This is a genomic window from Bradyrhizobium guangxiense (genome assembly GCF_004114915.1).
Lineage (GTDB): Bacteria > Pseudomonadota > Alphaproteobacteria > Rhizobiales > Xanthobacteraceae > Bradyrhizobium > Bradyrhizobium guangxiense.
Genome location: NZ_CP022219.1, coordinates 6378675 through 6398177, shown reverse-complemented (window position 1 = coordinate 6398177; position 19503 = coordinate 6378675). Strand labels below are relative to the sequence as shown.

The 19503-nt window shown below is 66.2% G+C and carries 17 protein-coding genes; 8 read left to right on the top strand and 9 right to left on the bottom strand.

What is annotated here, in order from left to right:
* Positions 1-2 precede the first annotated feature (2 nt).
* The 6 genes from X268_RS30735 to X268_RS30705 all read left to right on the top strand — a co-directional run bounded on the left by X268_RS30735 (position 3) and on the right by X268_RS30705 (position 5712).
* Positions 3-902: an ABC transporter permease gene (locus X268_RS30735; RefSeq protein ID WP_128928411.1), complete on the top strand. Its 900-nt coding sequence runs from the start codon at positions 3-5 to the stop codon at positions 900-902.
* A gap of 250 nt (positions 903-1152) precedes the next feature.
* A complete protein-coding gene (locus X268_RS30725) occupies positions 1153-2961 on the top strand; it encodes a dipeptide ABC transporter ATP-binding protein (RefSeq protein ID WP_128928410.1) in 1809 nt (602 codons plus the stop codon).
* 26 nt (positions 2962-2987) lie between these two features.
* The gene (locus X268_RS30720) at positions 2988-3167 is read left to right on the top strand and encodes a DUF4089 domain-containing protein (RefSeq protein ID WP_164938015.1); all 180 of its coding nucleotides are present in this window, start codon (positions 2988-2990) and stop codon (positions 3165-3167) included.
* Between the two features lie 7 nt (positions 3168-3174).
* Positions 3175-4569: an AtzE family amidohydrolase gene (locus tag X268_RS30715; RefSeq protein WP_164938014.1), complete on the top strand. Its 1395-nt coding sequence runs from the start codon at positions 3175-3177 to the stop codon at positions 4567-4569.
* Between the two features lie 23 nt (positions 4570-4592).
* A complete protein-coding gene (gene hpxZ, locus X268_RS30710; protein WP_128928409.1) occupies positions 4593-4985 on the top strand; it encodes an oxalurate catabolism protein HpxZ in 393 nt (130 codons plus the stop codon).
* Between the two features lie 4 nt (positions 4986-4989).
* Positions 4990-5712: a GntR family transcriptional regulator gene (locus X268_RS30705; RefSeq protein WP_164938013.1), complete on the top strand. Its 723-nt coding sequence runs from the start codon at positions 4990-4992 to the stop codon at positions 5710-5712.
* A gap of 109 nt (positions 5713-5821) precedes the next feature.
* Here the strand turns inward: X268_RS30705 and atzF are convergent, their stop codons facing one another.
* The gene (gene atzF / locus X268_RS30700; RefSeq protein ID WP_128928407.1) at positions 5822-7627 is read right to left on the bottom strand and encodes an allophanate hydrolase; all 1806 of its coding nucleotides are present in this window, start codon (positions 7625-7627) and stop codon (positions 5822-5824) included.
* A 193-nt stretch (positions 7628-7820) separates the two neighbouring features.
* Positions 7821-8321: a MarR family winged helix-turn-helix transcriptional regulator gene (locus tag X268_RS30695; RefSeq protein WP_128928406.1), complete on the bottom strand. Its 501-nt coding sequence runs from the start codon at positions 8319-8321 to the stop codon at positions 7821-7823.
* A 150-nt stretch (positions 8322-8471) separates the two neighbouring features.
* Here X268_RS30695 and X268_RS30690 point away from each other — a divergent pair, with 150 nt between their 5' ends.
* Positions 8472-10322 (top strand): feruloyl-CoA synthase, encoded by a 1851-nt coding sequence (locus X268_RS30690; protein WP_128928405.1) that lies wholly within the window; start codon positions 8472-8474, stop codon positions 10320-10322.
* A 44-nt stretch (positions 10323-10366) separates the two neighbouring features.
* Here X268_RS30690 and X268_RS30685 read toward each other — a convergent pair whose 3' ends face one another.
* Positions 10367-11629 (bottom strand): NAD(P)/FAD-dependent oxidoreductase, encoded by a 1263-nt coding sequence (locus X268_RS30685; RefSeq protein WP_164938012.1) that lies wholly within the window; start codon positions 11627-11629, stop codon positions 10367-10369.
* A 298-nt stretch (positions 11630-11927) separates the two neighbouring features.
* Here X268_RS30685 and X268_RS30680 point away from each other — a divergent pair, with 298 nt between their 5' ends.
* Positions 11928-13100, top strand: a complete 1173-nt coding sequence (locus X268_RS30680; protein WP_128928403.1) for an ABC transporter substrate-binding protein — start codon at positions 11928-11930, stop codon at positions 13098-13100.
* Positions 13101-13143: 43 nt separating this feature from the next.
* Here the strand turns inward: X268_RS30680 and X268_RS30675 are convergent, their stop codons facing one another.
* From X268_RS30675 to X268_RS30650, 6 genes are read right to left on the bottom strand one after another with little or no spacing between them, the layout of a single operon-like run.
* Entirely contained in the window at positions 13144-15015 is a 1872-nt protein-coding gene (locus tag X268_RS30675) for a bifunctional sugar phosphate isomerase/epimerase/4-hydroxyphenylpyruvate dioxygenase family protein (RefSeq protein ID WP_128928402.1), read from the bottom strand.
* Positions 15012-16070: a Gfo/Idh/MocA family protein gene (locus X268_RS30670; RefSeq protein ID WP_128928401.1), complete on the bottom strand. Its 1059-nt coding sequence runs from the start codon at positions 16068-16070 to the stop codon at positions 15012-15014. The genes X268_RS30675 and X268_RS30670 overlap by 4 nt, the downstream gene beginning before the upstream one ends.
* Complete coding sequence (locus X268_RS30665) at positions 16067-16804, bottom strand: ABC transporter ATP-binding protein (protein WP_128928400.1); 738 nt, start codon at positions 16802-16804, stop codon at positions 16067-16069. Before X268_RS30665 ends, X268_RS30670 begins: the two co-directional genes overlap by 4 nt.
* A gap of 12 nt (positions 16805-16816) precedes the next feature.
* Positions 16817-17560 (bottom strand): ABC transporter ATP-binding protein, encoded by a 744-nt coding sequence (locus tag X268_RS30660; RefSeq protein WP_128928399.1) that lies wholly within the window; start codon positions 17558-17560, stop codon positions 16817-16819.
* Positions 17557-18555: a branched-chain amino acid ABC transporter permease gene (locus X268_RS30655; RefSeq protein WP_128928398.1), complete on the bottom strand. Its 999-nt coding sequence runs from the start codon at positions 18553-18555 to the stop codon at positions 17557-17559. Before X268_RS30655 ends, X268_RS30660 begins: the two co-directional genes overlap by 4 nt.
* On the bottom strand, positions 18552-19427 hold the full coding sequence (locus tag X268_RS30650; RefSeq protein WP_128928397.1) for a branched-chain amino acid ABC transporter permease: 876 nt from the start codon (positions 19425-19427) through the stop codon (positions 18552-18554). The genes X268_RS30655 and X268_RS30650 overlap by 4 nt, the downstream gene beginning before the upstream one ends.
* Positions 19428-19503: the final 76 nt, after the last annotated feature.

Sequence of the window (19503 nt, the reverse complement as noted above, 5' to 3'; positions counted from 1 at the left end):
TCATGAGCTCGGTTGCGCCTGCTGTAGAACCCGTCGGTCCGGCGCGGACCTCCGGACTGACCGCGATCCTCGAACAGACCCGCTATATCCTCAGCGAGAACAAGGTCACCGGCTTTGCCTTCGCATTGCTGGTCCTGATCCTCGCCGCCGCCATCTTCGGCCCCTATGTCGTGCCCTACGACCCGCTCGCCTCCGACACCGTCGCGGCGTTGAAGCCACCGTCGGCGGCGCACTGGTTCGGCACCGACCAGCTCGGCCGCGACATCTTCAGCCGCGTCGTCGTGGCGACGCGGCTCGACACGTTCATCGCGGTCGCCTCCGTCGCGCTGGTGTTCCTGATGGGCGGCCTCGCCGGCATCGCGGCCGGCTATTTCGGCGGCTGGACCGACCGCATCGTCGGCCGCATCGCCGACACCATCATGGCTTTCCCGCTGTTCGTGCTCGCCATGGGCATCGTCGCCGCCCTCGGCAACACCGTGCAGAACATCATCCTCGCCACGGCGATCGTGAACTTCCCGCTCTACGCCCGCGTCGCGCGCGCCGAGGCCAATGTCCGCCGCAATGCCGGCTTCGTTCAGGCCGCGCGGCTATCGGGCAACGGCGAATTCCGCATCCTGCTGGTGCACATCCTGCCGAACATCATGCCGATCATGATCGTGCAGATGTCGCTGACCATGGGCTACGCCATCCTCAACGCCGCGGGCCTGTCCTTCATCGGCCTCGGAGTCCGTCCGCCCACGGCCGAATGGGGCATCATGGTCGCGGAAGGCGCCGGCTTCATGGTGTCCGGCGAATGGTGGATCGCGCTCTTCCCCGGCCTTGCGCTGATGATCGCCGTGTTCTGCTTCAACCTCCTCGGCGACGGCCTCCGTGACATCGTCGATCCCCAGCGGAGGACGTGATGGTTCTCTCCACGCTCGCAGCTGCGCTCCCTCCCCCCTTGTGGGGGAGGGTTGGGGAGGGGGGTGGCCCCAGGCGAGGTCTGAGTTCGTGGCTACCCCCCTCCCTGCCCCTCCCCCACAAGGGGGGAGGGAATGAGAGAGCAGTGCCCGCCTCACGCGCAAGTTTAGCGCAAAAATTCCTCAATGATTCCAGGTCCACCTCTACTGTGCATGGGGTTGTTTTCGATATTTTGAGTCACGGGAGGCCCGCATGACCGCCCAGCCCCTGCTCGACGTCCAGGACCTCACCGTCGAATTCTCCACCCGCCGCGGCATCGTCAAGGCGGTGCAGCACGTCAACATCTCCGTCGCCAAGGGCGAGACGCTTGCCATCGTCGGCGAGTCCGGCTCCGGCAAGTCGGTGACGTCCTACGCGGTGATGCGCATCCTCGACCGCGCCGGCAAGATCGCCGAGGGCTCGGTGATGTTCTCGGGCATCGACGTCAAGGCCGCCACCGAAGACCAGATGCGCGATCTGCGCGGCCGCGAAGTCTCGATGATCTTCCAGAACCCGCGCGCCGCGCTGAACCCGATCCGCAAAGTCGGCGACCAGATCGAGGATGTGCTGCGCACCCATGTGCAGCAGGCCCAAGTTGCCGATCACGGCGAGAAGGCGATCGAGGCGCTCGAGCAGGTCAAGATCGCCCGCCCTCGCGAGCGCTATCACGCCTATCCGTTCGAGCTGTCGGGCGGCATGTGCCAGCGTGTCGTCATCGCGCTCGCGCTCGCCTGCAATCCGCAGCTCCTGATCGCGGACGAGCCGACCACCGGCCTCGACGTCACCACGCAGAAGGCGGTGATGGACCTGATCGTCGAGCTGACGAAGCGGCGCGCGATGTCGACCATCCTGATCACCCACGATCTCGGCCTTGCGGCGGCCTATTGCGACCGGGTCGTGGTGATGGAGAAGGGCCGCGTGGTCGAGACCGCCAAGGCCGCCGACATCTTCGCCAACCCGCAGCACCCCTACACCAAGAAGCTGATGCGCGCGACGCCGCGGCTCGGTGTGTCCTTGCGGGATCTGCTGCCGGAGGAGGAGGGCGCAGCCGTCATGGCCGGGCTTGATCCGCCTGCGGGGCCGAAGCCCCTTCGGCGCGGCGAAGGCCCGGCCATCCATCAAGCGTCGCAAGACCTCTCTCCGTCGATGGACCCCCGGGTCAAGCCCGGGGGTGACGAGGATACAAAACTCCTCCTCCTCGTCGACAAGCTCGTCAAGGAATCCCCCCGCCAGGGCGCGACCGCCGTGCTTGGAAAGCTGTTCGGCCGCAAGCCTCCGGTCGAGCCGGACGTGTTCCGCGCCGTCGATGGCATCAGCTTTTCGATCGGCCATGGCGAGAGCGTCGGCCTCGTCGGCGAATCCGGCTGCGGCAAATCGACCACGTCGATGATGGTGATGCGACTGCTCGACCAGACCTCCGGCCTGATCCGGTTCGACGGCGAGGACATCTCGGGCATCGCACCATCGGCCTTCGCCCGGATGCCGCAGCGCAGCCGCATCCAGATGGTGTTTCAGGATCCGACCGACAGCCTCAACCCGCGCTTCACCGCCGCCCGCGCCATCGCCGACCCGGTCATGCAATTGGGCGATATCAAGGGCCGCGATGCGCTGCGCGCCCGCTGCGAGGAGCTGGCGACCATGGTCGGGCTGCCGCACAATCTGCTCGACCGCTTCCCGCACCAATTGTCCGGCGGTCAGAAGGCCCGCGTCGGCATCGCCCGCGCCATCGCGCTGCATCCGAAGCTTGTCATTCTCGACGAGCCTACGGCAGCGCTGGACGTGTCGGTGCAGGCGGTCGTCCTGAACCTGCTTCAGGACCTCAAGGCGCGGCTAGGCATGAGCTATCTGTTCGTCTCGCATGATTTGAATGTGGTGCGCTTGTTGTGCGATCGTGTCATTGTGATGCGGACCGGTCGAATCGTCGAGGAAGGCTCTTCCGAGCAGGTCCTCAGCGATCCCCAGGACGACTACACCAAGGAACTGCTGACGGCGATCCCGCATCCGCCGTCGCCGACACACTGAGCGTGCACTGATTGTTTGGGAGCGTGATGGCGGAGCCGCTGGACGACTATATCGACGCATTATCGAAAGCGCTGGCGCTGCCGGTGGAAGAGGCCTGGCGGCCCGGGGTGCGCGCCAACCTCGAAGTCTCGCTGCGGCTCGGCCGCATGGTCGACGAATTCGCGCTGCCGGACGAGACCGAGCCGGCGCCGATCTTCACCGCGTGATGCTGCCATGACCACCAAGCCAGAGATGACGGCCGCCGACATCGCGAGCGCGGTCGCCGGCCGCAAAATGCCCGCGCTCGATGCCATTGAGGCTGCGCTCGCTCGGATCAAGCAGCACGACGGCGTCCTCAATTCCTTCACCGACGTCACCGCCGACCGTGCCCGTGCCAGGGCACGTGCCGTCGATGCCGACATCGCCGCCGGCAAGACCGTCGGCCCGCTCGCCGGCGTCCCCTTCGCGGTCAAGAACCTCTTCGACGTGGAGGGGCTGCCGACGCGCGCTGGCTCGAAGATCAATCGTGACCTCGCCCCCGCCAAACGCGATGCGACCTTGATCGAGCGGATGGAGGCGGCCGGCGCCGTGCTGGTTGGTGCGCTCAACATGGGCGAATACGCCTACGACTTCACCGGCGAGAACGTCCATGACGGCCCCTCGCGCAATCCGCATGATACGACGCGGATGACCGGCGGTTCTTCAGGCGGCTCCGGCAGCGCCGTCGGCGGCGCGCTGGTGCCGATCGCGCTCGGCTCGGACACCAACGGTTCGATCCGTGTGCCGTCCTCGTTCTGCGGCATCTTCGGTCTGAAGCCGACCTATGGCCGGCTGTCGCGCGCGCGCTCGTTCCCGTTCGTGGCGAGCCTCGATCATCTCGGTCCGTTCGCGCGCACGGCCGCCGATCTCGCGCTCGCCTACGATGTGATGCAGGGTCCGGACGCGGAGGACAGCGCCTGCACGACGCGCGGGCTAGAGCCGACGCTGCCGCTGATTGCCAATCCAATCTCGGATTTGCGTATCGCTATCGCCGGCGGCCATTTCCAGAAGAACGTGTTTCCGGAAGCCGTCGAAGCCGTCAGCCGCGTCGCCAAGGCGCTTGGCGCAACGCAGGTTGTCGACGTGCCGGAGGCCTCGCGCGCCCGCGCGGCGGCTTATGTCATCACCACCACCGAAGGCGCTTCCCTCCACCTCGATCGCCTGCGCAAACGTCCGAACGATTTCGATCCCGCCGTGCGCGACCGGCTGATCGCAGGCGCGATGGTGCCGGCGCCGCTGGTCGATCGCGCCCAGAAATTCCGCCGCTGGTATCGTGCGCAGCTCGCCGAGATCTTTAGGTCGGTCGATGTGCTGCTGGCGCCGGCGACGCCCTGTACGGCGCCGAAGCTCGGCCAGGTCAATTTCAATCTCGATGGCGTCGAGCTGCCGGTGCGCGCCAATATCGGCATCCACCCCCAGCCGATCTCCTTCATCGGCCTACCCGTCGTTGCGGTGCCGGTTCCGCTCCAGCCGCTGCCGATCGGCGTGCAGATCATCGCCGCGCCCTGGCGCGAGGACATCGCGCTCCGCGTCGCTCACACGTTGGAGAAGATGGGCGTGGCCGCCGCACCCGCGCCAAGAGGACTTTGAGCGGGCTTTAAGAGGAATTTGGGATGGAGATCGATCTCCCTGAGGTGATCGCGGAAGTCAAAGCCGCGTTCGATCGTTATGAGCAGGCCCTCGTCAGCAACGACGTCGCCATGCTCGGCGAGCTCTTCCGCAACGATCCCCGCACGCTGCGCTATGGCATCGGCGAGAACCTCTACGGCTATCAGGCGATCAGCGGCTTCCGTGCCGCGCGCTCGCCGGTCGGCCTCAACCGTCGCACCGCCAGGACGGTGATCTCGAGCTATGGCCGCGACACGGCCGTGGCCTCCACCCTGTTCTATCGCGACACGGCGCCCGGCAAGGTCGGCCGGCAGATGCAGACGTGGATTCGTTTCCCCGAGGGCTGGCGCGTCGTCGCCGCCCATGTCAGCATCATCGACGAGCCGAAAGAGACCTGATCGCATGACGCTTGACGATCTTCCGCCCGGGACGCTGCCGGCCGAGCCGGTGGTGCCACGGGTCGACCGGGCGCAGCCCAGCCTGCACAAGGTCACGCGCGCCGAGGAGCTGCGGCTTCAGCTCGCCGACGAGATCGTGCGTGGGACTCTCGCCCCCGGTGCGCCGCTGGACGAGACCGACATTGCGCGGCGCTTCAGCGTGTCGCGGACCCCGGTGCGCGAAGCGCTGCGGCAATTGGTGGCGAGCGGTCTGGTCGAGGCGCGGCCCCATCGCGGTGCCGTGGTGGCGCGGCCATCGGTCGAGCGGCTCAAGAGCATGTTCGAGGCGATGGCCGAGCTCGAGGCGCTGTGCGCCGGGCTCGCCGCCGAGCGCATGGCAGCTAGCGAGCGGCACGGCCTCGAAGCGATCCACGAAGAGCTGCGGGTGCTGAGCTACGCCGGCAACCCCGAGCGCTTCCACGAGGTCAACGAGCGCTTTCACAACGCGATCTATGCCGGTTCGCAGAACGGCTATATCGCCGAGATCACGCTGGCGACGCGCGTGCGCGTGCAGCCGTTCCGCCGCGCCCAGTTCCGCAACCTCGGCCGTCTCGCCAAGTCGCAAGCCGAGCACGACCGCGTCGTCGTCGCCATTATGCGCGGCGACAAGCAGGGCGCAGCGGCGGCGATGCGCGCGCATATCGAGCTGGTGCGCGGGGAGTACGAGATCTACGCGGTGTCGGTCTAGCCGCACTCGCGGTGCCGCAGGGTGGGCAGAGGCGCAAAGCGCCGTGCCCACGATCTCTTCATGGTCGAAGGAATCGTGGGCACGCTGCGCTTTGCCCACCCTATGAGACCTACTTTGTTGCTGCTTCCTTCATATATGCGCGCCAGCCGCCATACGCCGTGATGTCGCGCGCCTCGCTCAGCACTTCCGGCTCGACGAGAAAGCCCTTGACGCTGCGGCCATCGGCAAGGCGCACCGTGCCGATCGCCATCGGCGCGGGAATGGCGTCGACGAACTTGCCGAAGGCGGACGGCGACAGTGACCAGATCTCCAGCTCGATCGACGCGCCCTTGCCGGCTGCGACGCGCAGCAGGCCCGGCTTCGGCGGTGTGGTCTGAAGCGCATAGAGCTTGTAGTCCGGCGCAGTTTTCGTCGCCTCGATCAGCTTTCCGCTCAGCGCCGTCAACTCACCGTTCAACGTCATGCCGGAGAGATGCGCGCCGACTACGGCGATCGGAATCTCGTCGCCGCTGCTGGCCGGCAGCGGCGCGAGCGGAGCCTCCACCACACCCTTCGCGCCGAGGCTCAGCTTGGTCTCCGCATGGAAGACGCGGCCGATGCTGGCGAGCATCTCATCGCGCCCCGCGGGCGCCAGCAGCGTGATGCCGAACGGAATGCCGTCGGCGCGCATCGACGCCGGCAGCGCCAGGCCGCAGAGGTCGAGCAGGTTGACGAAATTGGTGTAGGTGCCGAGGCGGCTGTTGAGCTCGATCGGATTGGCGAGCACCTGCGCGGTCGTATAGGCCGTCGGCGCGGTCGGCAGCACCAGCGCGTCGATATTGGCAAAGGTGCGCTCGGCGATCTTGCGCAGGCCTTGCAGCCGATAGAGTGCGGAGAAGGTGTCCGCCGCCGTGAGCCGCGCGCCGGCCGCGGTGATCTCGCGGGTCACGGGGTGGATCGTATCGGGTGCCGACGCCAGCAGGTCCTTGATCACGAGATAGCGCTCGGCGACCCACGGGCCCTCATAGAGCAGCCGCGCTGTCTCGTAGAATGGCTCGAGGTCGAACTCGACCAGCTTGGCGCCGAGCGCGGTCCAGCGCTTCAGTGCATCGGCGTAGGCAGCTTCCGCCTTCTTGTCGCCGAAGAAGATCAGCTGCCCGTTGCGCGGCACGCCGAGGCGCAAATTTGCGGGGAACTGTGTCAGTGGGCGCAGCCGCCGGTCGCGCGAGAACGGATCGGCCTGGTCCGGCCCCGCCATCACCGAGAGCGCCAGCGCGGCGTCGTCGACCGTCAGGGCGAAGATCGAGATGCAGTCGAGCGTGCGACAGGCCGGCACGAGCCCAGCGGTCGAGATCATGCCGAGGCTCGGCTTCAGCCCGACGATGTTGTTGAGCATCGCCGGCACGCGGCCTGAGCCGGCAGTATCAGTTCCCAGCGTCAGCGGCACGAGGCCCGCACCGACCGCGACCGCGGAGCCCGAGCTCGATCCACCGGGAATGAGATCCTCGCGGATCGAATTCCGGGGGATGCCGTAAGGCGAGCGCACGCCGACGAGGCCGGTTGCGAACTGGTCGAGATTGGTCTTGCCGATGATGATGGCGCCGGCCGCGCGCAGCCGCGCCACCGCAGTCGAGTCATGCGTCGGCATATAGGAGAAGGCCGGGCAGGCCGCCGTGGTCGGAAAGCCGAGCGTGTCGATATTGTCCTTCACCGCGACCGGCACGCCGTAGAGCGGCAGGCTGGCCGCATCCGCGCGCGCGGCAAGCTTTTCGGCCTCCGCGACCGCGTCCCTCTCGTCGCGCAGGCTGATGAAAATGGCGGGATCGTTGTGGTCGCGGATGCGCTGATAGGTCCGCGCGACCGTCTGCGCCGGCGTCAGCGTGCCCGCGCGATGCGCGGCCACAATCGCGGCGATCGTTTCAGGCTCAGCCCCCATGGCGACAAAACTCCGGCAATCGTCTTCGCCAGGAGTGAAGCAAGCGATGTGCCATTGTGTACATTATCCGGGCAGAACGATTTCTCCAGATATTATCGTGCAATCAGTGGCTTGGAAGGGATTTCGGCGAGCCGGCAGGCGGCTGCGCCGGCGCCCTGCGACGGGCATCTGCCCAAATCTTGGGCGGTCGAGATCAGGTGAAGCCAGCCAGGATCCGGAGCAGCTGCGCCCGGTTGTCCCTGCCGATCTTCGCCTCGACATGCCGCTCATGCTCGGCGGCGAGCCGCTTGAACTTCGTCAGCGCGGTGGCGCCCTGCGTGGTGAGGTGGAGCGCATGCGAGCGCCGGTCCGCCTTCGACTTGACCCGCTTGACGAGCCTGCGCTGCTCGAGGCTGTCGAGCAGATGCACCAGCCGGGCGCGCTCGATGCCGAGGCGCTTCGCCACCGCCATCTGCGACAGGCCTGGATTGGCGCCGATCACGGTCAGCACCGAATATTGCGTCGGCTTGATGTCGACCTCGCCGAGCGTCTTGATGAAGTCCTGGAAAATCCAGATCTGGAAGCGCCGCACCGCGTAGCCGGCATGCCCGACCAGGACGTCGAGGCCGATCTCGTCGGCGAGATCGCGAGGTACAGCGCCGTTGCCGGCACGCTTGCGTGGGCGAAGTTCGGCTCGAGCTGCGTTGGTTGTCACATCATGTCTCCTGTTACGGGACCTTAGCGGCTCCCAAACTTTTGCGAAAGATTGTTGTTGACGACAACAATTGCCATGCCCAACATTATTGCCAAAGCAGCCCGCAACGAGGTTGCGGCCGGTCCCGGATCCGGGCGGAGGAGGAACCACATGACAGTCGCCCCACGCGGTGACGTTGCAGACCTGTTCGCAACGCCCAGGACCGTCGCGGAGCATCGCGCCGACGGCAGCATCGTGCTGCGCTCGCCCGAACGCTTGCGCGATGGCGCGCGTTGCGTCGGCGACTGGCTGGAGCAATGGGCGCGGCAAACGCCGGACGCGATCTTCCTTGCCGAGCGCGGCCATGTCGACGCGCCGTGGACCACGGTCACCTATGCGCAGGCGCTGCGCCAGGTGCGTGCGGCGGCATCCTGGATCCTGGCGCAGGGGCTCAGTGGCGAGCGCCCGCTCGCGATCCTCTCCGACAACAGCATCGACCACGCGCTGCTCGCGCTCGCCGCCCAGCATGTCGGCGTGCCGTCGGCCGCGATCTCGCCGGCCTATTCGCTGATGTCCAGGGATTTCGAGAAGCTCAAGAGCATGATCACGCTGCTGGAGCCGGGCGCGATCTACGTCTCTGCGACTGGGCCGTTCGCCGCGGCGTTGGCCGCCATCGCGCCGCTGCACCGGGCGCAGATCATCAGCGGCAATGAGGATGACGCCGGCGCGCTCGCCTTCGGCACGATCGCGGCAACGCCGGAGAGCAGCGACGTCGCAAAAGCGTTCGCTTCGGTGACGCCGGACACGATCGCAAAATTGCTGTTCACCTCAGGTTCGACCGGCACGCCGAAAGCGGTCATCAACACCCAGCGCATGCTGACCTCGAGCCAGCAGGCCAAGGCACAGACCTGGACCTTCCTGCAGCCGGGCCGTGGCGATCTCGTCATTCTCGACTGGCTGCCCTGGAGTCACACTTTCGGCGCCAACCACAATTTCAACCTCGTGCTGCGCAACGGCGGCTCGCTCTATATCGACGGCGGCAAACCCGCGCCCGGCCTGTTTGCGACGTCACTCGCCAATCTGAAAAGCGTGCTGCCGACGGTCTATTTCAACGTGCCGCGCGGCTTCGACATGCTGATCGCGGCGCTGCGCGGCGACGAGGAGTTGTGCCGCCGCTTCTTCAGCGAGGTGAAATTCGCCTTCTATGCCGGCGCGGCATTGCCGCAGAATCTCTGGGACGCGCTCGAGGAGCTCTCGCTCAAGACCGTCGGCCGCGCGTTGCCGATGGTGTCGGCCTGGGGTTCGACGGAAACCTCGCCGCTGGCGACCGACTGCCATTTCCTCGCCGAACGCTCCGGCAATATCGGCGTGCCCATTCCCGGCACCGAATTGAAGCTCGTCACCTCCGGCGACAAGTTGGAGGTGCGCGTGCGGGGTCCGAACGTCACGCCGGGCTATTGGAAGGCGCCTGAGCTGACCAGACAGGCCTTCGACGAGGAGGGCTTCTATCGGATCGGCGATGCCGTCAAGCTTGCCGATCTCGCGCGGCCGGAGCGCGGCCTGTTCTTCGACGGCCGCGTTGCCGAGGACTTCAAGCTCAATTCCGGCACCTGGGTCAGCGTCGGCACGCTGCGCGTCGCCGGCATTGCCGCGCTCGCGCCGCTGGCGCAGGACATCGTCGTGTCAGGCCACGGCGGTGACGAGGTTCGTTTCCTGGTGTTTCCGAATATCGCGGCCTGCCGTGCCCTTGCCGGTCTGGGCGAGACGGCCGATGTGAATGAGGTGCTCGCGCATGACAAGGTCAGGACCGCGATCGCGCAGGGACTGGCGAAACTGAAGCAGCAGGCCGCCAATTCCTCCGGCCATGCCACGCGCGCGCTGCTGCTCGCAGAGCCGCCATCGGTCGACGGCGGCGAGATCACCGACAAGGGCTACGTCAACCAGCGCGCCGTGCTGACGCGTCGCGCGGAGGCGGTGGCGCGGTTGAATGATGATGCGTCGCGAGAGTGGATCGGGTTGTAGCCGATCATTGTGTTCCCGCTTCCACTAGGGAGAAGGGAAGAGGGCTACACCACCTTGCTGCTTCCCTGCGTGATCAACCGCGCCGCGCGCTGATCGCGCGCGTAGATCCAGAGCCAGCTAAGAGCGACGCTGAGGCGGTGGCGGAGGCCGATCAGGAAGTAGATGTGAGCGATGCCCCAGATCCACCATGCGATCGCGCCGCGCAGCTTGAAGCGGCCGAAGTCGATGACCGCGAGCCGCTTGCCGATCTGGGCGAGGCTGCCGGCGTGTCTATAGCGGAAGGGGCCTGTCGCGGCTCCGCGCAGGCGGGCCTTGATGGTTGCGGCGACGTATTTCCCCTGCTGCTTCGCGGCCGGCGCGATGCCCGGCACCGGCTTGCCGTCCCAGGCGTTGATGCTGATGGTGTCGCCGATCGCGAAGATCTCGGGATGGCCTGGAATGGTGAGGTCAGCCTCGACCTGCACGCGTCCGGCGCGGTCGCTCGGCGCACCCAGCCATTCGGCGGCAGGCGAGGCGCGGACGCCGGCGGCCCAGATTCGCGTCTTGGCTTCGAGCAGCTTGCCGCCGAACACCACGCCCTCGCGATTGATCTCGGTGACGGCCTGTCCCAGCACAACCTCCACGCCGATCTTTTCCAGCGAGGCCTGGGCATAGGCCGAGAGATCGTCCGGGAAGCCTGCGAGCACGCGCGGTCCCGCTTCGATCAACACGACGCGTGCCTTGTGAGTGTCGATGTTGCGGAAGTCGCCGGGCAAAGTGTGATGCGCCATCTCGGCGATGGTGCCGGCGAGCTCGACGCCGGTCGGACCGGCGCCGACGATGACGAAGGTCAGCCGCGCTGCGCGCCTTGCCGGGTCGGTCTCGCGCTCGGCGCGCTCGAATGCCACCAGGATGTGCCGGCGCAAAGTGGTCGCATCCTCAAGCGTCTTCAGGCCCGGCGCCCATGCCTCCCATTCATCGTGACCGAAATAGGCGTGACGCGCGCCGGTCGCGAGCACCAGCGTGTCGTAGGGCACCTCGCTGCCGTCGTCGATCAGCACGCAGCGACGCGCCGCGTCGACCCCGTTGATAGTGGCAAACAGCGTCGTCACCTCGGGCCGGTCTCGCATGAGGTGGCGGATCGGCCAGGCGATCTCGCTGGTGGCGAGCGAGGCGGTCGCGACCTGGTAGAGCAGCGGCTGAAACAGATGGTGGTTGCGGCGGTCGATCAGCGTGATCTCGCCCGGGGCGCCCGCGAGCCGGTAGGTCGTCTCCAGCCCGCCGAAGCCGGCGCCGACAATGACGACGCGATGGGGATTTGCGGCCATGATACGTCCTCGAATTCGCTGCTGCTTCTTCCTCATTTAAGTGCGGATTGGGCGTCGCGGTCCAATAGAGGTCATCAATCGCGGCATAGAGCGGATGTATCAATTGGCGCGAAAAAGCGCCGCAGCCTCGGCCGAAGTGAGTAGAACTATATTTCTTGCCAATCCCGATGAGGGCGAAATATGGTGCAGCGGCAGGCGCTGAGCCATTGGCGGCTCGACAGATTTTGCGTTCAATAGTGACTGGCCTGGAGCGGCGATCACCCCGTTTCCGGGACCGATAATAAGGAGGGGAGTGGTTATGAGGACGGCATTCTGGCTGGCGGGCGCAGCGGCGCTGGTGCTGGCGGGCCCGGCATCCGCCGGCGACACCATCAAGATCGGTTTCGTTTCGACCTTCAGCGGCCCGACCGCCGTGATCGGCAACGACATGCGCAACTCCTTTGAGCTCGCGCTGGATCACATGGGTCGGAAGATGGAGGGCAAGCCGGTAGAGGTCATCTACGAGGATGACGGGCAGAAGCCCGATGTCGGCAAGCAGAAGACCGAGAAGCTGGTGCAATCGGACAAAGTCGATTTCATCGTCGGCTACATCTGGTCGAACGTGCTCCTGGCCTCGCTGAAGACGGCGGTGGACTCGCAGACCTTCCTGATCTCGGCCAATGCCGGTCCGTCGCAGCTCGCCGGCGAGCTCTGCTCACCTTACGTGTTCTCGACCTCCTGGCAGAACGACCAGACGCCCGCGGCGATGGGCCTCTACATGAACCAGAAGGGCGTCAAGAGCGTGTTCCTGATCGGCCCGAACTATGCTGCCGGCAAGGACATGCTCGCGGGCCTCAAGAGCACGTTCAAGGGCGAGATCAAGGGCGAGGAATACACGGTCTGGCCGAGCCAGCTCGACTTTTCCGCCGAACTCTCCAAGGCGCGCGCCTCGGGCGCGGAGTCGATCTTCGTGTTCTATCCCGGCGCTGCCGGCGTGCAGTTCCTCAATCAATATGCGCAGGCGGGTTTGAAGAGCACGATGCCGCTCTACACCGCCTTCACCGTCGACGAGCTGTCGCTGCCGCTGCAGAAGGAGAATGCGCTCGGCGTTCCCGGCGCGCAGGAGTGGGTCAACGACCTCCCCAACGAGCAGAACAAGCGCTTCGTTGCCGACTACCGCAAGAAATATCCCGGCCTGCGCCCGACTTACTACGGTGCGCAATCCTATGACGCGGCCCAGCTCATCAGCAGCGCGGTGGCCGCGGTGAAGGGTGATACCAGCAAGAAGGACGCGATGAAGGCCGAGATGGAGAAGGCCAACTTCAAGTCGCTGCGCGGCGCGTTCAAATACGGCAACAACCACATCCCGGTGCAGAGCTTCTATCTCCAGGACGTGGTCAAGGACGCCGAGGGTCAACTCGCGCTGAAGACGGTCGCGACCATCGTGGAGAACGACCAGGATCGTTTCCACGACAAGTGCAAGATGAAGTGAGCTCTCGTTCTTACCCTTTCCCCGCTTTCCGGGGAGAGGGTAATTACATCCTTGGCATGCTCGGGGGCCGCACTTCGCGCGCCTGTGCGGCCAGCCTGATGCCGGCATTGGCCGCGCCAAATCCCTGATAATCCCTGCGCTCGACGATCTCGAAGAAGAAGCGCTCGTCGAAGATGTGGGTGTAGACCTGGAAGAACTCGCCGCCGCCCTCGCGGTCGTAGAGGATGTGGTTGGCGCGCAGCAGCGCCATCAGCTCGGGCGCGAGGTCGTATTTGGCTTCGATGTCGTCGTAATAGTTGGCGGGGATATCGAGGAAATCCGCGCCGCGCTCGCGCATCTCCGCGACCGTCGCGAAGATGTCGTGGCAAGAGAACGCGACGTGCTGTACGCCCGAGCCGAAAAACTCCGAGATGAAGCGCGCCGGCAGCGTGCGGTTGGCGGAGGAGCCGTTGAGCACGAAGCGGAGGCTCCGGTCGGCGTTGATGATGGCCTGGCTCTGCACGAGACCCCTGGGATCGGCGATCTCCATCTGCGGCAGGCGCGTCAGGTCGAGGATGCCGGTGTAGAACAACAGCCACGACAGCATCTCGTCATAAGGCATCGACTGCGCGATGTGGTCGACGGCGAGCAGCGCGTCTGCGCCCGAGCCGCTCGCAACAGGCTCGAAATCCGTGTCCCAGTTCTTGCCGGCCTGATCCAGGAAATAGAGCAGGCTGCCGCCGACGCCGTGAATCGCCGGGATTTCAAGCTCGCCCGGCCCGACCGGCTGGTAGAAGGTGCGCGCCTTGAGCGCCTCGGCGCGCTGCATCGCAAGACCTGCATTGTCGACATCGAGCGCAATGGCGCAAACGCCGGGGCCATGCGTGACATAGTGGGAATGGGCGAAGCCGTCGGTCTCGCTGTTGATGACGAGCTCGACCTTGCCCTGCGACCAGCGCTCCACCGCCTTGCTGCGATGGGCGCCGGTCTTGCGGAAGCCGAGCTGCGAAAACAGGCGGGCGAGGTCTCCGGCCTTGCTCTCGTTGACCGCAAACTCGACGAAGCCGGTGCCCCGGCTCCTCGCTTTCGGCGCCAGCGGCTCGGCCGCGAAGCGCGGCCAGTCCGGTGCGAGCTGGTCCTCCAGCAGGATCAGCGAGCGAAGGCCGTCGACCGCGGTTTGCGTGGCCGAGCCGGCGCGAAACTGGTCGTTGAAGATCTCCAGCGACAGCGGCCCGGCATAGCCGGTCGCCGCGATCGCCGTCATGAATTCACCGACCGGCAGATCGCCCTGTCCGGGGAAGGAACGGAAGTGCCGGCTCCAGGACAGGATGTCGAGCTCGAGCTTCGGCGCGTCCGCGAGCTGCACCAGAAAGATCTTGTCGCCGGGGATCGAGGCCATGGGGCGGGTCGGAAAGCCCGGCGCCAGCGCGTGAAAGCTGTCGAGGATGACGCCGATCGCAGGGTGATCGGCGCGGCGCACGATCTCCCACGCGTCGCGGTAGTCGTTGACGTGGCGGCCCCAGGCCAGCGCCTCGTAGCCGACGCGAAAGCCGCGCCCGGCTGCGCGCTCGCCGAGCTCACGAAAATCGTCTGCGGCGCGATCGATGCCGCCGAGCGAGGCCGGCGAGACGTTGGAGCAGATCAGCAGCAGGTCCGTGCCGAGCTCCTGCATCAGGTCGAATTTGCGCATCGCACGGGCAAAATTGCGCGCGCGCTGCGGCTCCGGCATGCCCTCGAAATCGCGGAACGGCTGGAACGCGCAGATCTTCAGGTTGAGATCGCCGCAGAGCTTGGCGATGTCGCGCGGGCCTGCGCCGAACGATAGCAGGTCGTTCTCGAAGATCTCGACCTCGTCAAAGCCGGCGGCCGCGATGGCACGGAGCTTTTCGTCCAGTGCCCCCGAGAGTGAGACGGTCGCGATCGAGCGCTTGTTCATGCGGCTTGCTCCACGATCTGCCCGGGCGAGATCCTTTGCCCCGTCCGCGCGGCTTCGCTGACGGCCTCGACGACCGCGAGCGTGCCCATCGCGTCCTCGACCGAGATCAGCGGCTGCTCGCGGCGCGCGATCACTGCGCAGAAATGCCGGAGCTGCTCGACCAGCGGATCGAATGTCGCGAGTGCGATGGGCTCACGCGCCAGCGGCGCATGCCAGCCCGGGTCTTGCGGATACGACCATAGCTCCATGGTCGGCACCGACAGCGAGCCGTCGGTGCCGGCGAAGACGTAGCAGGGTTGGTCCTGCCTCGGATAGACCGCGTTCTCGCCCGCGGTCAGCTCCCAGCTCCACGGCGCCGGCGTCGCGTCCGACACCGTCACGGTTCCGATTGCGCCATTGGCGAAACGCAACAGAAGGGCGGCGGTGTCCTCGACCGCGAAACCGCGCGCCTTGTTGGAGGTGAGCGCCTGCACGTCGGCGATCTCGCCGCAGACGAAGCGGAGATTGTCGATGTCGTGGATGAGATTGATCAGCAGCGGTCCGCCTCCCGCTTCACGCCGCCAGGCGACCTCGAAATAGTCGTCGGGCTTCCTGAGCAGCCAGAGCCCGACCACGGCGGTGAGCTGGCCGAGCTTGCCGCCCGCCACCGTCTCGCGGGCCGACTTGATGATCGGATTGTGCCGACGATGGTGGCCGACCAGCATCGGCACGCCGGTGCGCTTCACCGCGGTGCAAAGGCGCTGCGCGGCGGCAACCGTTTCGGTGACCGGTTTCTCGATCAAAGCCGGCACGCCCGCTTCGGCGCAATCGAGCGCCATCGGCAGGTGCAGCGTGTTGGGCGAAGCGATGACGAGGCCGTCGGGCTTCACTTGCGCCAGCAGCGCACGATGATCGGAATAGCAGGGCACGTTGTGCGCCAAGGCAAAACTCGTCGCGGCGGGCGAGGGGTCGGCAATGCCGGCGAGCTCGCAGTCCCTTGATGCCGAAATCAACTCGATATGGCGGCGGCCGATCAGGCCGGCGCCAGCCACGGCGATCCGCATCTTCGCGCTCATGCCGCGGTCTCCTCCATCGCACCGCCGAGGAAGAGCTGGCCGATCCGGGGATCGCCCAGGATGCGATTCGCGTCGTCGACCATGCGGGTCTGGCCGAGCTCGAGCACAATGCCGATGTCGGAGATTTCCAGCGCCGAGCGCGCGTTCTGCTCGATCATCAGGATGGTGACGCCGCGGTCGCGCAAGGATTTGAGGATGTCGAAGGTCTGCTGCACCATCATTGGCGACAGGCCGATCGAGGGCTCGTCGATCAGAACCAGCTTTGGTTCGAGCAGCAATGAGCGGGCGATCTCGAGCTGCTTCTGCTCGCCGCCCGAGAGCGTGGAGGCCTGCTGCGCCGACTTGCGCCGCAGCGCCGGAAACAGGTCGAGCGCCGCCTCGATCCGCTTGGGCAGGTCGAGGCCCTTGTCTGCGGCGACGCCGCCGAGCTCGATGTTGTGGCGCACCGACAGCTCCGGAAAGATGTTGCGGCCCTGCGGCACGTAGCAGACGCCGGCATTGAGCAGCGCGCGTTGGCTCAAATTGGTGACGTCGCGGCCGGCAAAGCTGATCTTGCCCTCGCGCAGCCTAAGCAGGCCGAAGATCGCCTTGAACACGGTCGACTTGCCGGCCCCGTTGGGGCCGATGATCGTCGTGATCGTGGCTTGAGGAACGGCAAAGGGGGTGCCGTTCAGGATCGTCATCTTGCCGTAGCCGCCGACGAGGTTGTGAACCGAGAGGATCGGGTCGCTCATGGCTCGCGCTCCCTAATGTCCGAGATAGGCTTCGATCACGGCGGGATTCTTGCGAACCTCGTCGGGGCGTCCCATCGCCAGCACCTTGCCCTCCGCCATCACCATCACGCGCGAGCACAGCGACATCACGAACTCCATGTTGTGCTCGATCACGACGAAGGTGGCATTCTTCTCGCGGTTGATCGCGACCAGGCGATCCTTGAGGTCCGCCAGCATCGACGGATTGACGCCGCCGGCGGGCTCGTCGAGCAGCACGAGGCGCGGGCCGCCCATGAAGGCCATGGCGGCATCGAGCAGCTTCTGCTGGCCATAGGAGAGGCCGCCGGCGGGCTCGTCGGCGAGGGGGTCGAGCTTGAAGAAGCCGATCATCTGGTTGGCGGCGTCGGTCAGTCCGGCGTCGGAGCGGCCGACCAGGCGCGAGGCCATGTTGCCCTGGTGCTCCTGACCGGCGAGGATCAGGTTCTCCCGCACCGAAAGCTTCGGGAACACCTGCAGCAGCTGGAAGGTGCGGCTGACCCCGAGCTTGTTGAGCTCGGACGGACGTAGCCCCGTGACCACCTGCCCGTCGAGCTTGACCTCGCCGCCCGACGGCGTGAGCTGGCCGAGGATGCAGTTGAACAGGGTCGACTTGCCGCAGCCGTTCGGGCCGATCAGGCCGAGGATCTCGCCCTCGCGCACGTCGAAAGAGACGCCGTCGACGGCGCTGATGCCGCCGAAGTTCTTCTTGATATTGGTGACTTCGAGGACCGCGCTCATTGCACCGTCTCCAGACGCGACTTGGCGACGGCGCGCAGGGCGGAGGCCGCCTTGGTCCGCCGTGCGGCCATGTAACGATCGAGGATCCCGAGAATGCCGGTCGGCGACCAGATCAGCAGCAGCATCACCGCCACTGCGTACAGCATCAGATAATAGCCTTCAGTGAAGCGCAGCCATTCCGGCAGCAGCACCGCGATCATGGCCCCCAGGAAGGGGCCGAAATAGAACCCGGCGCCACCGACGATCACCATCATCAGGAGGTCGAGCGAGAGCGACAGGTTGAAGGGAACGGGATCGATGTATTGCGTCAGCGGCGCGTAGAGCGCGCCGGCGATGCCGCCGAGCGCGGAGCCGATCGCGAACGCCATCAGCGTGTAGCGGCGGGTGTCGATGCCGAGCGATTGCGCGCGCAAGGGATTCTCACGCAGCGCCATGAAGGCGCGGCCCCAGGGCGAGCGGATCAGCCACCACACCGCCAACGACACGATCGCGAGCGAGCCGAGGCAGACATAGTAGAACGGCAGCGGCTTGTTGGTCGCGAAGCCGAAGATGTGCGGACGCGGGATGTTGGAGATGCCGTAGATGCCGCCGGTGAGCCAGCTCTCGTTGCGGAACACTAGGAAGGCGAGGGTGGAGAAGGCCAGCGTGACGAAGGCGAGGTAATGGTGCTGCACGCGCAGCGCGGGATAGCCGAGCACCCAGCCGACCGCGAAGCTGAGCACGATCGCAACGAGAATCGCCGCCGGCAGCGGCCAGCCATGGGTGGTCATGATCGCCGCGGCATAGGCGCCGATGCCGACGAAGGCGCCTTGCGCCAGCGAGACCTGGCCGGCATAACCCAGCGTGAGATTGAGGCCCATCGCGGCGATGCTCATCACGGCCCATTGGCTGAGGATGAAGAGGCCGTAGCGGTTGAAGTTCATGGGAACAATGATCAGCGCGGCGATGATTGCGAGGCCGAGCGCGATCTTCAATGGTTTGGCGAGGCCACTCATACCGTGCGCTCCTCGGCGCGGCCGAGCAGTCCTTGCGGCCGGAACAGGATGACGGCGATCAGGAAGAGCATCGGCACGGCGGCGCGATATTGCGTCGAGACATAGGCGGCCGCGAGATTGTCGAGCACGCCGATCAGGAGGCCGCCGGCGATCGCGCCGCGCACCTGGTTGAAGCCGCCGACGATCGCGGCGATGAAGGCGGCCTGACCCAGCACCTCGCCGGACGAGAACTTTGCAAGGTAGATCGGCGTGATCAGCAGCGAAGCCAGCCCGACCAGGAAGGCGTTGATCACGAAGGTCAGGAGGATCATGCGCTCGACCGGCACGCCGATGATGCGCGCCACCGTCGGGTTCTGCGCCGCGGCCTGCATCTGGTGGCCGAGCGAGGTGCGATTGAGCAGCGTCGTCAGTCCAAGCACGGCGAGGACGGCGACGACGAGCACGCCGATGCTCTGCAGCGAGACGGCGTGGCCGAGGATGGAGACGTCGCCGGTCGGCACGATCGAGGGGAAGGGCGAGGCCTCGGCGCTGAAGAACTGCTTCACGGCTTCCTTGATGCCGATCGCGAGCGCCATCGTCGCGATCGCCAGCGGCAGCACGCCATGGCGCATCATCGGGTCGACCAGCAGCATCTTGAAGGCGAGACCGAGCAGGATCATCGAGAGCAGGATGCCGACAATGATCGCGAGCCAGAACGGCGCGCCCGCATGCATTGCCGCCAGCATCAGGAACGCCGGCAGCATCACGAACTCGCCTTGCGCGAAATTGATGGTCTGCGAGGTCTGCCACAGCAGCGTGAAGCCGACTGCGACCAGCGCGTAGATCGCGCCGGTGGCGAGCCCCGCAACCAGAAGATCGAACAGGTTGGACATGTTCCTCTCTCGTGTCTCTCGCCCCGCTCTCTCCCCGCATCCGCGGTCGCTGACGCTTCGGCGCGACAGGCGCGGG

Bases quoted from the DNA above. Each gene is read 5' to 3' on its own strand.
- X268_RS30735 (WP_128928411.1), top strand. From the start codon at position 3: ATGAGCTCGGTTGCGCCTGCTGTAGAACCCGTCGGTCCGGCGCGGACC.
- X268_RS30725 (WP_128928410.1), top strand. From the start codon at position 1,153: ATGACCGCCCAGCCCCTGCTCGACGTCCAGGACCTCACCGTCGAATTC.
- X268_RS30720 (WP_164938015.1), top strand. From the start codon at position 2,988: ATGGCGGAGCCGCTGGACGACTATATCGACGCATTATCGAAAGCGCTG.
- X268_RS30715 (WP_164938014.1), top strand. From the start codon at position 3,175: ATGACCACCAAGCCAGAGATGACGGCCGCCGACATCGCGAGCGCGGTC.
- hpxZ (WP_128928409.1), top strand. From the start codon at position 4,593: ATGGAGATCGATCTCCCTGAGGTGATCGCGGAAGTCAAAGCCGCGTTC.
- X268_RS30705 (WP_164938013.1), top strand. From the start codon at position 4,990: ATGACGCTTGACGATCTTCCGCCCGGGACGCTGCCGGCCGAGCCGGTG.
- atzF (WP_128928407.1), bottom strand. From the start codon at position 7,627: ATGGGGGCTGAGCCTGAAACGATCGCCGCGATTGTGGCCGCGCATCGC.
- X268_RS30690 (WP_128928405.1), top strand. From the start codon at position 8,472: ATGACAGTCGCCCCACGCGGTGACGTTGCAGACCTGTTCGCAACGCCC.
- X268_RS30685 (WP_164938012.1), bottom strand. From the start codon at position 11,629: ATGGCCGCAAATCCCCATCGCGTCGTCATTGTCGGCGCCGGCTTCGGC.
- X268_RS30680 (WP_128928403.1), top strand. From the start codon at position 11,928: ATGAGGACGGCATTCTGGCTGGCGGGCGCAGCGGCGCTGGTGCTGGCG.
- X268_RS30675 (WP_128928402.1), bottom strand. From the start codon at position 15,015: ATGAACAAGCGCTCGATCGCGACCGTCTCACTCTCGGGGGCACTGGAC.
- X268_RS30670 (WP_128928401.1), bottom strand. From the start codon at position 16,070: ATGAGCGCGAAGATGCGGATCGCCGTGGCTGGCGCCGGCCTGATCGGC.
- X268_RS30665 (WP_128928400.1), bottom strand. From the start codon at position 16,804: ATGAGCGACCCGATCCTCTCGGTTCACAACCTCGTCGGCGGCTACGGC.
- X268_RS30660 (WP_128928399.1), bottom strand. From the start codon at position 17,560: ATGAGCGCGGTCCTCGAAGTCACCAATATCAAGAAGAACTTCGGCGGC.
- X268_RS30655 (WP_128928398.1), bottom strand. From the start codon at position 18,555: ATGAGTGGCCTCGCCAAACCATTGAAGATCGCGCTCGGCCTCGCAATC.
- X268_RS30650 (WP_128928397.1), bottom strand. From the start codon at position 19,427: ATGTCCAACCTGTTCGATCTTCTGGTTGCGGGGCTCGCCACCGGCGCG.